Below are 15,990 nucleotides of genomic sequence, written 5' to 3'. Positions count from 1 at the left end.
TGGGCGACAAGGGATTCGAACCCCTGACCCCTTGGGTGTAAACCAAGTGCTCTGAACCAACTGAGCTAGTCGCCCTATTTATTAGGTGTGCAAATATACATTAGTTTTTGACATCTCAAAACCTTTTATTCAAAAAAAAACAACATTTTTTAAATTTAAAAATTAACTCATTAATATATAGTCCCTAACAAAATAACTTTTTATAAAAATTTTAATATTTTTGGTAACAAATACACTCCAAATTTGAAATACATCTCTATAATTGATCAATTAGGTATAGATATTAACGCTATTATTACCTTAGATGACGCTAAAATAATTAGACTACAAAAGCAATTAAAAGCTAATGCTGTACTAAATAATACAAGTAACCTTGGAGAATTAGCCCTATTAATTGATCAGCTTAAAGATGAAACGATAAGAGAACATCATGTTTTTATTGAACAACATGACTGGTTAAAACAAATAATTAGCGGAAACTATAGTAACATTCCACAAAGCTCTATTAACCTTTATGAGGATAACATCGAAGACCTTTATGAATTAAAACATTTTTTAGCGCCATATTTTAGAACGCATCTTAAACCGTTTTTAACCGAAACACTAAATAAAGGCAAATACATATTACTATTTAATGTTATAAAAAACTATAAATTATTTACTGAAGAGATTGAACAAATTATTATCAACTTTTTTAGTGCTAAACTAAATTTTGCTACAGTTTATATTCAAAATAACCGATTAGAACTATCTCATGCACCTGTAGGTTATATTACAAATAGAAACTTTATAAATTGCTTGAGTCAATATCCAAATTCGTTTACAGAGGAGGTTAATGACTTAAATTCAGTGATCATAGACACCTACAATTCTAAACGAAAAAATGTAAATGATTCTGACTTTAATTTTGCTGCTAAAACGATGGTTGCTTTTGGAGCATTGGAGGTATCAAGTTATATGCTAAAGGATATATTAACTTCTAATGCAGAAATTGCAAAACCATATGCTTATAAGACTACTGGTAAATCCAAATCTGGAACAACAGTCGGAATTTGGAGCATTGTAGTCTTTATACTTATTATTATTAGACTTGCCTCATTAGGAATTAATAGCTCTAATCGAAATGATTCACGCATTAATATTGATAATCAAGAATTATTTGAAGCTGTTAGAAAAATTAAACAGCGTCAAGACTATCAAAAAAAAATAGACTTACCACTACAAGAAACCTTAACAACTGAGGATGTAGTTGAAACAACATTAAACAATAAACCTATAATTAGTAGTGAGAAGATAACATTACCTGATGTTAATAGTAAACAAAAAGCAAAAGATCATACTAGATTTATTTATTCTTTAAAATTAAAAACTAATAGAAAAGAACCAGAAATAGACAATAGTGCACCTACTAAATTAAATGAATTTACGAATCCATATCCTAAAACTTTTAATAAGATTGAAGCTTATGCTTATGGTGTGGCAAATAATTCCGAATACAGCTTGGTTAAAAACAGCAGTAGTAAAGATTTAATAGTATTTAAACTTCAAAAAGGGATTGATCAATCGATTTACATACCAAAAGACGAAAAAATTTACATCAATTTAAAACCTGAAGATTCATTACTATTTTATACAGGAAATGGATTTGTAGTCGATAACTTTTCTCATTTTAAAAATGATGCTGAATTATCTAAACTTTATGTCGTCAAAACTATTGGTCCAAAATTAAATCATGAAATTAACGTGCTTCCTTATAAGTTAAGTATTTACGAAAAAAGTATAATTAATTCTGATATTAAAATAAAAGACACCAGTAAATTAGATGTAATAGACAGCAAGAACATTAATTTAAATGGTATTAATATTGATAAAATTTACACTAATTGGTACAAGAAAAAACACAACTAACGCAACCCTGTTTTGCTATCGTCTTTAAATAGTTTTTGTTTATCCTTTTCTCTATCTGGAAGTAAAGCATACAGTGCATAAACTATGTGTTTTAACGAAGTGTAATCCTTACGCTCTAGTACTTGATCACCTTCCTTAATTAACTGCTCTGCTTTTTTCTTGTTTTCAAATTCTGAGCTATACTTTAATCCTAAATAATAACCAATAAAGTTTTCATCGCTAGATTGAATTATAGAATTATATAAAACATCAAGTTCTTTAATTTTGGCTCTAAGTAAATATTTATCTCCAGAGTTAACAACCTCCTTTTCATTGGCTATAACTTTAAGATATTTGGATCTGTATTTCTCGTTTTCGTCTTTATTAATTTCCCACTCTACACCTTCTTTAGACAACTTATACTCTTCTATTTCTAAAGCTATAACTTTGTTTCTTGTTAAAGTATCAAACGCTTGAATTAACTTTCGCTTTTTATCATCCAATTGATATTTTTGATCAGATACATCATTATCATCAAGCAACGTGGTTTCAATCTGTATTTCAATTAAACCAACTCGTATTTGTTCTAAAGTATTAGAATATTCAAAATTTTCATCTTCGACTTGCTCTCTTATCAAATGTTCTACCTCGGACAATACTGCATTTATTTCCATGTTAATCTTACTAATACTTATCGCACGTTCTGACTGGCTAAATACATTTTTAAATTCTTGATCGCAAGCTTGTAAATAAACATTTATTTTTAAGTCTCTAGACTCGGTTACTTCCAATTCAATCTCTATATCTGTACCTTTAATTAAATCATCTTCCAAATCTTTACCCGAAAACTCAATATAACCAATGCTTAATCCAGAACTAGGTAATCCATTGGATTGACCTTCCACAATATTGATTATTAAATTAGCATCAGTATTTTTAAGTATGGTTTTAGAGGCTGTTTTATATATTTTTTTCTTTAAAGGTAAAATGCTTCCTTTTCTAAATATTTGTTCCAAACGTGTAGTTGACGCATCAATATCGTCTATTTCCATACAAATATCAATAGGTAATGGTTGACCTAAAACATTGTAACTACCTTGATTAATAGCCACAGTACTAATAGTTTTTACAACATTTAAATCCTGATCTAACACTTGGATTTTAAACCGGTTTAATTGTCCTTTTAGTAATGGGACAAACTCTGAAAACCCATTATTTACAATAGTCTTGATACCAGAATCATAACCACCATCAACCCTTGTAATTCTATAATTAAAATTATCATTAGCCACTTTACAAGTAATTAACTCTTCTAAATCTCTAGTATTTTGCTCATAAAAAAGTTGAGTCTCCACTGTATCAACTTCAACTTCTTGAACAACTGCGTCATCCTCTTTTATAGTCGTTGGTTTTGATCCAGCAAAATAAGCTGCACCATCAACCACTGCGGATGTTGGGTCAATACTTGAGTCTACAAGTATCCCTGTTTCTTCTTTTATACGCTGTTTTATTAATGGCACATAAGTACTACCACCAATTAAAATTAGGCGATCTATTTGAGAATTTAAAAGTTGATTTTGAGAAATCACTTTTTTAATAAACGCTATGGTTTGCTCAATTTTTGGCAAGATAACAGCTTCAAATTCTGCTCTTGTAATAATTATTTGTTCAAATAAATTATCATTATTTATATCTATATCTAATTCGATTTCTGTTTCAGGATAAACCGATAGTTCTTTTTTAGCTTCTTCTGCTTTTTTAAGTAATTCAAAATATAGCCCTTTGTGTTGACTTGACTTGGATTTAATTGATTTAAACAGATTTGTAATATTTGTTTTAGCTTCTATTTTAGGAATAATAATTTTTTCGACAATAAGATTATCAAAATCTGCTCCACCTAAAAAATTATCACCTTCATTATCAATCACCTTTAATTCTCTGTCATTGACTTCAACTAAAGCCACATCAAACGTACCTCCTCCAAAATCATAAACTATCCAATTTTTAGACGTTTGAATATCTAAATTGGATTGATTTGCAAACGCTAAGCACGCAGCAATAGGTTCTTGCAATAAAACAACTTCTTTAAATCCAGCCAAATATCCAGCTTTTTTAGTTGCATTAGATTGTATTGTATCAAAAGAAGCAGGAATTGTGATTACTGCAGATTGCAGTTGTACATCATCCAAAACAAAGTTTCTAAGTTCTTTTAATAATAACGAAGACAACTCGATTGGACTAACTTCTTTATTAATGGAAGGTATAAAGTAAGTTTCCTGAGTTCCCATTTTACGCTTAAAAAGCATACACACGTTTTCGGCATCCTTTTCTAAATAATCTAAAGCTTTATCACCAATAATGGTGCGGTTTCCTCTAAAAGCAACACAAGAAGGTAACGTCTGTTTTAAACCTAAAGGGTTATTATATATCTTTACTGTACCATTATTATAGTTAGCAATTAAACTGTTTGTGGTACCTAAATCTATAGCAAAATTAATAGTTTTCATTGGTGCTTATTCTACAATTACAATTCCTTTTTGTACTAAAGTATTTTGGTCATTTATCTTTTTATAGACTATAGGTTTAAGTACTTTAACAATCTTCATTTGTGTATTAATTTCACCTGTAATATTGGCTTCGACATCAGTCATTTCATTACGATAGGTTTGACCAATTGGATTTATAATATTGTAACCTAAGTTTTCAAACTCATGATTAATTCTGTCAACATTTCTATTAAACAACGATAAATTTTCTTTATTGCTTTTAAGTTGAATAGAAAATACTTGATTGATAATTTCTAACATTTAAAGAGGAATTAGATGAAAGTGTAAGATACAATTTATATGAAATTAAACCACTTCGGCAACCACAAAAGTACTTCCTCCAATGTAGATAATATCATCAACCGAAGCTGCTTTAAGTGCAAAATTATAAGCCTCACTAACCGAAGCATAGGAGTTACCACTAAAACCATTATCCTGAAAAAGTGTGGACAAAATATTTTGATCCAACCCTCTAGGTACATCTGGTTTACAAAAGTAGTACGTTGCCTTTTTAGGTAATAAAGGCAATATAGACTTAACATCTTTATCATTAACAACACCAAATACAATATGTAAATGTTGATGTGTTTCTTTTAATAATTGTTGTATGGCTAGTGTCAAGCCTTCTTTATTATGTGCAGTATCACAGATTACTTTAGGATTAGTTCCTAACGTCTGCCAACGACCTTTTAAATCTGTATTTTTAACAGTATTGAGTAGCCCTGTTTTAATGTTTTGATTAGATATTACAAATCCTTTTTGTTGTAATTGCTTAATGGATTGTATAACGCCTTTAATATTTTTTGATTGGTAACTTCCCTTAAGGTCAGTTGTAAAATCTTCACTTGCTACTTGATCTGCAAAATGTATTGGGCTATTATTCCTTTCAGCGAAAGCGGTAAAAACAGCCTGCGTCTCAGGTTGCGTTTCACTAATAACAACAGGAATATTAGGTTTAATTATTCCCGCTTTTTCTGAAGCTATTAAACTTAAGGTGTTACCCAAAAACTGAACATGGTCTAAACCAATATTAGTAATTAAAGACACTTCTGGTGTAATAATATTTGTAGAGTCTAAACGACCACCTAATCCAACCTCAATAACAGCAATATCTACTTTTTGTTTAGCAAAATAGTCAAATGCCATGCCAACTGTCATTTCAAAAAAAGACAATTTATTAGCATCTAAAAACGTTTTGTTTCGTTTTATAAAACCAATTACAAAAGGTTTACTAACCACTTTACCATTAATTTTAACACGCTCTCTAAAATCTTTTAAATGCGGAGAAGTATATAAACCTACTTTATATCCTGCTTCTTGTAAAATAGACGCCAACATATGACTACTAGAGCCTTTACCATTGGTTCCTGCAACATGGATAGATTTAAATTTATGCTGTGGATTTTTAAGATGCTTAGCTAAATTTATGGTATTAGTTAAGTCTTTTTTAAAAGCAGTCTGACCTTGTTTTTGATACATTGGAAGTTGAGAGAACATCCAATTTACGGTCTCTAAATAAGTCATGATTATTATTGACCTAATTTAAAATTGATACTAACATAACCAATTTGACGCTCTGGAGCTTTAGGATCTGCTTTCCATTTGTGGGATTCTGCAATTTTTTTAGCAGGTATCATTAAACACTCAGCAGTATTTTTTGTTCCTTTTACTCCTGGCTCAGCTTTTACTACTTTACCAGAACGATCCACTTCAATTCTAACAACAACTAATCCAGCCTCGTTACAATCTTGTCTAAAAATTTGATTGGTAGGACGACCTCTTCCATTCAAACCATAACCAACACCATCTCCATTTCCGTTTCCTTGACCAGAACCACCAAAATTACTAGGTCCATAAGCATTACCTGTACCAGATCCATTTCCCGGACCATTACCAGGACCATCATTATTGGAGTCTGAAGGATTTTCAGAATTACTTATTCCGTTAATTAAAGCATCGTTTGCTTTTTTAATATCATCTTGTCTCTTTTTTTCAGCTGCATCTGCTGCTGCTTTTGCTGCCTTAGCAGCTTTTTCTTGAGCCAACTTATCTGCTTTAGCTTTTGCTATAGCATCATTTTCTTTTTTAGCTTGCTCCTTTTGTTTTTTGATTAAAACCGCTTCTTCATCGTCTTGTGTTAAAACATCTTCTTTTGAAGTTGCAGCTGCTGCCTCTTGTTGTTGTTCTACCTCAGGCTTTGTTTCTTCTGGTTTAGTTTCGGTTGGTGCTGCTGCTTGGGCAGGTGCACCTCCACCACCACCTGACGATCCTCCAAAATTAATAGCAACTCCAAACTCTTCTGGTGGATCCATATAATTTTGACCAACCACAAAAAGTAGCAATACCAATATCAGCGTAATTAATGCTGTGATTTTTGCCGAATTGCGTTCGTGTTTGGTTTGAAGGTACTTCATTATTATTGTGCTTTAACTGCCAATGTGGATTTAATCTTGTTTCGGTTTGCTATATCCATAATATAGACAACGTGTTGCATCTCTACACTTTCATCAGATCTAATTGTAATTGTCGGAGACTCTACGTTGCCAACTTTGGCTAATACTTCTGCCTCTAATTGGTCTTTAGAAACCTGTTTCATATCTACATAATAATTGACGTTTTTGTCAACACTTACAGATACATTTTTAGTTTGTGTAGTCTTGCTAGTAGATTTTGGTAATAACAAGTCTATAGCTTCTGCAGATACTAACGTTGATGCAATCATAAAAAAGATAAGCAACAGAAAAACTATGTCTGTCATAGACGACATATTAAATTCTGGTGTAACTTTATTTCTTCCTCTTAATCGCATATTAGCTAGGTTCGTTTAATAAATCTAAAAATTCAAGCGAGTTTGCTTCCATTTGGTACACCACTTTATCTGTTTTTACAACTAAGTGGTTATATGCAACGTATGCTACAATACCAACAATTAGACCACCAACAGTGGTGGTCATTGCTGTATAAAGTCCGTCTGCTAACGTTTTAATATCTATTGATCCTCCTGAATTTGCAATTTCAAAGATTGATAAAATCATTCCAATTACTGTTCCAAGAAACCCAATCATTGGTGCTGCTCCAGATATGGTAGCTAACACACTCACGTTTTTTTCTAAGCTATAAATCTCTAAACGTCCTGCGTTTTCTATTGCTGTATTAATATCCTCTAAAGGTTTTCCTATTCTAGAAATCCCTTTACTAATTAATCTAGACACTGGAGAGTCTACAGTACTACATAAGTTTTGAGCAGATTCTATCTTACCATTACTAACATAGTCTTTAATTTGATTCATGAAATTTGAATCTACTTTGGATGCATCTTTGATCGCAAACAAGCGTTCAAAATAAATATATACAGCCATAATCAATAATACAAATAGTAATGCAATGATAATTATACCAGCAGTACCTCCTGTTGTAATCAGTTCTATTATTGATAAAGTTTTCTCAACTGGTTCTCCTTCTACTAATGGATCTACCGCTTGAGCAGTGTCTTGAATTAATTTGCTTAGCATATTATAAAATTAGATACGTGTATAACGTTAGATTTTTGTTTTGAGTATATATTAAAATAAAGTTCTGGTCCAGAAAAACACTAATGTTCCTGCTAAAAACCCTGCTAATGCTAACCATGAGATTTTTTTGAAATACCAGAAAAAGTCAATTTTCTCCATTCCCATTGCAACAACTCCTGCTGCAGATCCAATGATTAACATACTTCCTCCTGTACCTGCTGAATAAGCAATAAAGTGCCAAAGCTCGTTATCAATAGGTTGAGAAAACATACCTAAACTAGCTGCTACCAATGGTACATTATCAATAACTGCAGATCCAATACCTAATAAAATAATTACTAAATCCGAAACACCTTCATGATGTAACTCTGTTCCCATCATTGGCATACTATCTTGTAAAGTAGATGCAAATCCAAATAAAATACCTAAAGATTCTAAAGCTGCTACAGCCATTAAAATACCTAAGAAAAATAAGATACTTGGTAACTCAATTTTTGATAATGAATGGTGTACAGGACTATGGTGTGCGTGTGCATCACTTTCTTCTGAATCATGGTTAGATAAACTAAATTTAGCAGAACTATAAATTTCTGCAAATATTGCTACCACACCTAAAGCTAACATCATACCAACATAAGGAGGTAAATGTGTTACTGTTTTAAATATTGGAACAAATACAATTGCACCTAATCCAAGGTATAACATTGTACCACTAAATCTGCTTTTTGGTTTTTCTTCTACTACTTCCTCAACCGCTAAATCACCTTTAAAAGCTGGTAAAAAAGAAGCTATAAAAGTAGGTACTAGCATACATATTAAAGATGGTAATAGTAAGTATCCAACTAAATGTCCTGTGGTAACTTTTTTACCAATCCATAACATAGTTGTTGTAACATCTCCAATTGGTGACCATGCACCACCTGCATTAGCAGCAATAATAATTAAACCTGCAAACCAAATACGTACATTTCTGTCATTAACAATTTTTTGTAAGATAGAAATCAATACAATAGTTGCAGTTAAGTTATCTATTATAGCAGAAAGTATAAATGCTAAGAAGGCAAAAATCCATAATATTTTGGTTTTCTTCTTTGTTTTGATAAAGCTTTTAATAGTAGAAAATCCATCAAAATAATCAATAATTTCTACGATTGTCATAGCTCCTAAAAGGAATACTAAAATCTCTGCTGTTTTACCTAAATGGTGAAGCAATGTTTCTTCCATTAAGTGCATCTTGGTTTCATGTCCTAATGAAGCATATCCTTCTACCAGCCCATGATTGGCAGAATCAAACCACTCTGTAAAAGAGTCTAATCCTAATGAAATTAACGCCCAACTTATAGCCATCATGACTAAAGCAGGAATTAACTTATCAATCTTTATATTATGCTCTAATGTTATAGCTAGATAGCCTATAACAAATACTAAAATTATTACTGATTCCATATTATACTAATTGTTTTAATGCTATTTCAAAAGCAGTTTTACTAATTTCTTTTTTAGAAGCGTTTTTTGCATGTACGTTTTCGATTGCTTTTTTAATAATATTAGATGTATCATTAAAAATAGCTTCATCAGTCATTTGCACTTTACGCTCCATAAAGTAAGCAAATACACGTGCCATACCACAGTTTGAAATAAAATCTGGTATTAAGCTTACACGCTCATCTGTTTGTTCCATGATAGATCCAAAGAAAATTTCTTTGTCTGCAAAAGGTACATTTGCACCACATGATACAACCTCTAAACCTGTATTAATCATTTGATCAATTTGATCCTGGGTAATTAATCTTGATGCAGCACAAGGTGCAAAAATCTCAGTTTCTAAAGACCAAATGCGCTCATTCATTTCAGCAAAAGGTATCATGTTGTCCGTTGCTAATGTATTTCCGTTTTTAGTTAAGAAAAAGTCTTTAATTTCTTCAAAAGAAAAACCTTCTTCATTTATAACTCCTCCAGAAATATCAATAATTCCAACAATTTTAGCTCCCATTTGTGCTAAATAAAAAGCTGCTGCTGATCCTACATTTCCAAAACCTTGAACTACTGCACGCTTACCTTTTACGCTTCCGCCATAAACATCATAATAATGTCTAACAGCTTCTGCAACACCATAACCTGTAATCATGTCTGCTACAGTATACTTTTTGGCTACATCTGGAGAAAAGTTAGTGTTTTCTAAAACTTTTATTACTCCTTGACGTAACTGTCCAATACGGTTAATTTTATCTGCTTCAGTTGGCTTAAAGTGTCCATTAAAAACACCTTCTTGCGGATGCCATACTCCAGAATCTTCCGTTATTGGAATTACTTCATGGATTTCATCTACATTTAAATCTCCTCCTGTACCGTAATAACTTTTTAACAATGGAGACACTGCTTTGTACCAACGCTCTAAAACACCACGTTTTCTAGGGTCTTTTGGATCAAAATTAATTCCTGATTTTGCACCACCAATAGCTGGTCCAGCCACAGTAAACTTTACCTCCATAGTTTTAGCAAGGGATAAAACTTCATTCATATCCAATCCTTTTCTCATTCTGGTACCACCACCTGCAGCACCACCTCTTAAAGAGTTTATAACTGTCCAGCCTTCTGCTTCTGTTTCAGAATCTTTCCAATTAAATACTATTTCTGGTTCTTTATTTTCGTAAATTTTTAATAAGTCTTTCATGTTTGATTTTTGGTTTCAACTTTAATATTTTTCTCTCTGGATTAACATTTAAAGTAGCTAAAGTTGATTCATCTTACGAAGTGTTAGATTAATTAATTTAACAAATATAAAAAAACAAAAAATGGCTTTTAATAGTCTGGTCATTTTTATTATAATAAATTATTGTTAATAATTATTGACTTGGCTTCATGCAATAATTTATCACTATTATTTATTTTTTTATATTGAATATTTTCCCTGACGAATGATCTTTTAAAGCTCCTGTCACTGATTTCAGACAGTTGTTTTCTCCTCGTAATTTTAATATACCTAAGAAGCCAAAAATTAAGGCTTCTTTAAATTCTATAATGTTTTTTGAAGGTATTATTATTTGATTTGATGTTAATTTAGTTATTTCTTCAAGTAAAAAATCGTTAAACACGCCTCCACCTGTTGCTAAAACCAACGTATTTTGCTTTTGATTTATAACTTTAGCTATCTGAAATGCTATATGTTTAACATACGTATGTAAAACGTCATTGATTGGTAAATTATAACTATCAACTAGTGGAAAAATATTAGTCTTTACCCACTCCAACCCTAAAGATTTAGGAGCTTTTTCATAATAGAAAGCTAATTGATTTAGCTGATTAAATAATTTTTGATGAAAAATACCTTGTCTAGCAAGTATACCTTTATCATCAAAATCAAAACCTAATACGCCTACATATTTATTTAGTACAATATTTACAGGACAAATATCAAAAGCAATTCTATTTGTATTTTCTTGTGAAGAGATATTAGCAAATCCTCCTAAATTTAAACACCAATGATATTGCGGAAACAAAAATTGATCACCAATTGGAACCAATGGTGCACCTTGACCGCCTAACTCAACATCTTGAATTCTAAAATCACACACTACAGTCTGTTTAATTAAATTTGATAATTGAGGTAAGTTACCTATCTGTAAAGTATACCCTAATTCTGGTCTGTGTAGTGCTGTATGACCATGAGAGCAAACTGCATCAATATTACTAATGTTATTAGTTTTTATAAAATTGTTGATAACAGAAGCCAAAAAGGTAGTATACTCTTCATCTAACTCGTTTAGCTCAGACGTACCTAAATTTATTAAATTTTTAAGCCTATTGAGCCAAGTTTTAGGATAAACTACAGTCTGAGCAATTTCAATTTTAAAACTCCAATTAGTAGCTTTTTTAAATGAAATTAAAGCAAGATCAATACCATCCAAAGACGTCCCTGACATCACGCCAATCACTGTATAATTGTCTTTTATCATATAATGTAAAAATAACTATAACGATTGAAAATATGCTAATAAAAACTTATCTTTGTATCCAAATTTTATTAAATCAACAATCTTACATAAATTATGGATTTTAGCCTTACTGAAGAGCATATAATGATTCGCGATGCAGCTCGCGATTTTGCACAAACAGAATTATTACCAGGTGTTATCGAACGTGATAATGCACAAACGTTTCCTGATGAATTAGTTAGAAAAATGGGAGCGCTTGGTTTTATGGGTATTATGGTAGACCCAAAATATGGAGGAAGTGGTATGGATGCTATTTCTTACGTATTAATTATGGAAGAATTATCTAAAATTGATGCTTCAGCTTCTGTTATGGTCTCTGTAAACAACTCTTTAGTTTGTTACGGACTTGAAACTTATGGTACCGAAGAACAGAAACAAAAATACTTAACTAAACTAGCAACTGGAGAATCTATTGGTGCTTTTTGTTTAAGTGAGCCTGAAGCTGGTAGTGACGCAACATCACAAAAAACAACAGCTATAGATAAAGGTGACCATTATGTTATTAATGGTACAAAAAACTGGATTACCAATGGTGGTCGTAGTGATGTATATTTAGTTATAGCACAAACTGACAGAGATAAAGCTCATAAAGGTATTAATGCTTTTATAGTAGAAAAAGGAACACCTGGTTTTGATATTGGTCCTAAAGAAGATAAATTAGGTATTAGAGGAAGTGATACACACACACTACAATTTAATGACGTAAAAGTACCAAAAGAAAATAGAATTGGTGAAGATGGGTTTGGTTTTAAATTCGCAATGAAAACTTTATCTGGTGGACGTATTGGTATTGCTGCGCAAGCTTTAGGTATTGCTGCAGGTGCTTATGAGTTAGCATTAAAATATAGTAAAGAACGTAAGGCATTTGGCACAGAAATCTGTAATCACCAAGCGATCGCGTTTAAATTAGCTGATATGTATACAGAAATTGAAGCTGCACGTATGTTAGTAATGAAAGCTGCTTGGGATAAAGACCAAGGTAATAATTACGATATGTCAAGCGCAATGGCTAAACTATATGCTAGTAAAGTGGCAATGGAACAAACTGTTGAAGCTGTGCAAATACATGGTGGTAATGGTTTTGTAAAAGAATACCATGTGGAACGTATGATGCGTGATGCTAAAATCACACAGATATATGAAGGAACTTCAGAAATTCAGAAAATAGTAATTTCACGAGGTGTTATCAAAGGGTAATCCTGAATACTGAAATATAAAAAAAGGCTTTAAAATTAATTTTAAAGCCTTTTTTATTACTAAGATATATCATCTAAAACTAATCTAATCTCTCCATAACTATACTTGTCAGCTATTTGAGATTTCAAATCTGAAAGATTTTCAAAAGTATGTTTAGGGATTAATGCTTTCAATTCTTTATAATGCTTTTCAGAGATCAAATCTGTTATTTTAACTTCACCAGAAGGAATAAAACTTGCTAGATGCCCAAATATAGTATTTACATTTAAGTCACGTTCAAAAGCAATCTGATCTATGGATTTACCTGCTTTAAAAATCTGTAAAGAAGTCTCTTTTGTATCACCTTTTTTACGCTTTGGTTTAGTATCCTCAAATATCGCTTTACCATTAGACATCTCAATATCATTCTCCTCACAATAATCTCTTATTATTTTTATAATCTCATCACCATATTTAGAAACACGGGTTTTACCAAATCCATTGACATTTAATAATTCACTTTTACTGGTTGGTAATGTTTCACACATTTCATATAATGATTTTTGTGTAAATATTTGAAAATGAACCAAATCTTCTCTTTCTGCAATTGTATTTCTTAATTCTCTTAATAATTCAAACAATTCTACATTAGTAGTGCCATCTATAACAGTCTTCCTCGGAGTTTTAGGTTTTTCTTTTGTCAAAAACACAGATTTAGCGCGTAATTCTAAAAATAATTTAATTGAAAACCCAGAAACCAAATTAGAAAAATATAACTGCTTAACACCTATTAAATCCTCTAAAGTATCCAATTGTTTATTAAAATCAGAATCCAATGTTTTATTATCAGTAGTAAAATTAAAAGTTTTATAAACTTCAATTATATAAGTATCCAGTTGCTGTTTATAATACGCTAGTGCTTTTTTAAATCTTGCTTGTATTTCATCACTAGTTTCTGGAGTAGTTGATCCTTCAGAAATCTCTAATAACTGTGCTTTAAAACCATTGGCTACTTTTAATAAAGCAGCGACACAATCTTTTATACTAGTTAAAGGACCTTCAATATTACCCTGAAAACTTCCTCTATTTTTATAATAGATATCTAAAAGCCGATTAGTTGGGTACAAAAATTGATAAAAATCGAAAATTTCGGAGATTAAACTTAATTGAAAATACGCTTTAGATTGTTGAAGTATACTCTCGTCTGGTTGATTTTTTTCTGCTTCAAGATTAAAATTGATAACATTAGTATCACTTATAATTTGACTAGAATTAATCTTGCTTTCCAAAACTAAACCTTCTAAAGATTTACATCTACTTAAAGCGACGTAAGTCTGCCCATGCGCAAATGCACCTTCAGAATCTATGATTGCCTTTTCAAAAGTAAGACCTTGACTTTTATGGATCGTTATTGACCAAGCTAAACGTAATGGAATTTGAGAGAAGGATCCAATTTTGTTTTCAGAAATAGCCTTAGTATCCTTATCAACCGCATAATTTATATTTTCCCAAACCTCTGGTTTCGTAATTATATTGAAATCATCATCTGGGCACTTAACAACAACTTCATCTTTATCGAGTAATATAACTTTACCTATCTTTCCATTAAAATAACGCTTGTCTGCAGAACTATCATTTTTAACAAACATAACTTGAGATCCGACTTTAAGTACAAGCGATTCTTTATTAGGATAAGAAAACTCAGGAAACTTACCCTCTACTTTTGCTTTATATGTCTGAGACCTACCTCTTAGCTTCTCAAGTTTAGCTTTATTAGTGTATTCTGCCTTATTATTATGTGTGGTTAATGAAATATACCCATCATCTTCTTTAGGTTCAAAATCAGGCTTATACCTTTTATTTAACTCATTTGCTGACTCAAGGGAAAGCGAATTAGTTCTAATTTCGTTTAATATATTAATGAATAAAGGGTTGTCCTGTCTATAAATATGTTTTAATTCAACAGAAATCGGATTACATTGTTGATAGGCATGACTACTAAAAAAGAAAGCGTTATTATAAAACGGTTTAAGTAAGTGCCATTCATTATCTTTTACAACGGGAGATAGCTGCTGTAAATCCCCTATCATCAAAACTTGAACACCTCCAAAAACTAGATTTTTATTTCTATAACGACGCAAAGTTTTATCAATACCATCAAGTACGTCCGCTCTAACCATACTTATTTCATCAATAATTAATAAGTCCAATGACTTAATAATATTGATTTTAGTTTTACCAAACTTTCGATTAAATCCACCACTAGAGTTTAAATCGTCATTTGGTAAAATAGGTCCAAAAGGAAGTTGAAAAAATGAATGAATTGTAACCCCTTTTGCATTAATAGCAGCAACTCCAGTTGGAGCCACTATAACAATTCTTTTTAAGGAATTCTTTTTTAATTTATGAAGAAACGTCGTTTTACCCGTACCTGCTTTACCAGTTAGGAAAATATTTCTATTCGTATTATTAACGAAATTATTAGCTAAATCTAATTCTTTATTCTCGCTCATTCTCTTATTCAGTCATAATGTATCAAGATATATAAATACTAACTAAAACGAAAGTATTCTATATAAATATTAAACTTAGAATATATTTAACAATTAACAAAATGCTTAATAAACAATTCATTTACAATAATCAATTGCTAAACTATAAAGCAAATAGCATCTTTCGATTTATTTAATACTAAACACCAATATCATATATTTATATTTGCTTATATAATTTACAAAAGTAATGTTAAGCGATATTCCTAAATTTAATTTTCCTATACATCTTTTTGCTTATACCCTTTCCCTTGCGCCTATTTACTTTAATTTTTAGGCACAAAAAAACCCTTCATAAATAAATATGAAGGGTTCTCTAAAA

General features: G+C 31.0%; 12 protein-coding genes and 1 tRNA gene. 2 read left to right on the top strand and 11 right to left on the bottom strand.

Annotated features, from left to right (window positions below; translation table 11 throughout):
- Positions 1 to 75: transfer RNA gene (locus WNY60_RS15360), tRNA-Val, on the bottom strand.
- A gap of 168 nt (positions 76 to 243) precedes the next feature.
- Between WNY60_RS15360 and WNY60_RS15355 the strand changes: the two genes are divergently transcribed.
- A complete protein-coding gene (locus WNY60_RS15355; protein ID WP_342862910.1) occupies positions 244 to 1,908 on the top strand; it encodes a hypothetical protein in 1,665 nt (554 codons plus the stop codon).
- Here the strand turns inward: WNY60_RS15355 and WNY60_RS15350 are convergent.
- From WNY60_RS15350 to WNY60_RS15310, 9 genes are all read right to left on the bottom strand, one after another.
- Positions 1,905 to 4,394 (bottom strand): Hsp70 family protein, encoded by a 2,490-nt coding sequence (locus WNY60_RS15350; protein WP_342862909.1) that lies wholly within the window; start codon positions 4,392 to 4,394, stop codon positions 1,905 to 1,907. The genes WNY60_RS15355 and WNY60_RS15350 overlap by 4 nt on opposite strands.
- A 6-nt stretch (positions 4,395 to 4,400) precedes the next feature.
- Positions 4,401 to 4,694 carry a hypothetical protein gene (locus WNY60_RS15345; protein ID WP_339808507.1) on the bottom strand — a complete coding sequence of 98 codons (294 nt, stop codon included), beginning with the start codon at positions 4,692 to 4,694 and terminating at the stop codon, positions 4,401 to 4,403.
- 45 nt (positions 4,695 to 4,739) lie between these two features.
- Positions 4,740 to 5,957, bottom strand: coding sequence for a folylpolyglutamate synthase/dihydrofolate synthase family protein (locus tag WNY60_RS15340; RefSeq protein ID WP_342862908.1), 1,218 nt, complete (start codon positions 5,955 to 5,957; stop codon positions 4,740 to 4,742).
- A gap of 5 nt (positions 5,958 to 5,962) precedes the next feature.
- Positions 5,963 to 6,847 (bottom strand): energy transducer TonB, encoded by an 885-nt coding sequence (locus WNY60_RS15335; RefSeq protein WP_339808509.1) that lies wholly within the window; start codon positions 6,845 to 6,847, stop codon positions 5,963 to 5,965.
- A gap of 2 nt (positions 6,848 to 6,849) precedes the next feature.
- A complete protein-coding gene (locus WNY60_RS15330; RefSeq protein WP_028283795.1) occupies positions 6,850 to 7,242 on the bottom strand; it encodes a biopolymer transporter ExbD in 393 nt (130 codons plus the stop codon).
- A 1-nt stretch (position 7,243) separates the two neighbouring features.
- Complete coding sequence (locus WNY60_RS15325) at positions 7,244 to 7,945, bottom strand: MotA/TolQ/ExbB proton channel family protein (protein WP_145001067.1); 702 nt, start codon at positions 7,943 to 7,945, stop codon at positions 7,244 to 7,246.
- A gap of 51 nt (positions 7,946 to 7,996) precedes the next feature.
- Positions 7,997 to 9,391 carry a sodium:proton antiporter NhaD gene (nhaD, locus tag WNY60_RS15320; protein WP_145001069.1) on the bottom strand — a complete coding sequence of 465 codons (1,395 nt, stop codon included), beginning with the start codon at positions 9,389 to 9,391 and terminating at the stop codon, positions 7,997 to 7,999.
- A 1-nt stretch (position 9,392) separates the two neighbouring features.
- Positions 9,393 to 10,619, bottom strand: coding sequence for a Glu/Leu/Phe/Val dehydrogenase dimerization domain-containing protein (locus tag WNY60_RS15315; protein ID WP_342862907.1), 1,227 nt, complete (start codon positions 10,617 to 10,619; stop codon positions 9,393 to 9,395).
- Positions 10,620 to 10,830: 211 nt separating this feature from the next.
- Positions 10,831 to 11,901, bottom strand: coding sequence for an anhydro-N-acetylmuramic acid kinase (locus WNY60_RS15310; RefSeq protein WP_342862906.1), 1,071 nt, complete (start codon positions 11,899 to 11,901; stop codon positions 10,831 to 10,833).
- A gap of 93 nt (positions 11,902 to 11,994) precedes the next feature.
- Between WNY60_RS15310 and WNY60_RS15305 the strand changes: the two genes are divergently transcribed.
- Positions 11,995 to 13,137: an acyl-CoA dehydrogenase gene (locus WNY60_RS15305; protein WP_145001075.1), complete on the top strand. Its 1,143-nt coding sequence runs from the start codon at positions 11,995 to 11,997 to the stop codon at positions 13,135 to 13,137.
- A gap of 59 nt (positions 13,138 to 13,196) precedes the next feature.
- Here the strand turns inward: WNY60_RS15305 and WNY60_RS15300 are convergent, their stop codons facing one another.
- Positions 13,197 to 15,629: a helix-turn-helix domain-containing protein gene (locus WNY60_RS15300; protein WP_342862905.1), complete on the bottom strand. Its 2,433-nt coding sequence runs from the start codon at positions 15,627 to 15,629 to the stop codon at positions 13,197 to 13,199.
- Positions 15,630 to 15,990: the final 361 nt, after the last annotated feature.

It is taken from the genome of Olleya sp. AS48, from assembly GCF_038900355.1.
Taxonomy (GTDB): Bacteria; Bacteroidota; Bacteroidia; order Flavobacteriales; family Flavobacteriaceae; genus Olleya.
The sequence above is the reverse complement of the archived record's forward strand: the minus strand, read 5'-3'. Positions and strand labels throughout refer to the sequence as shown.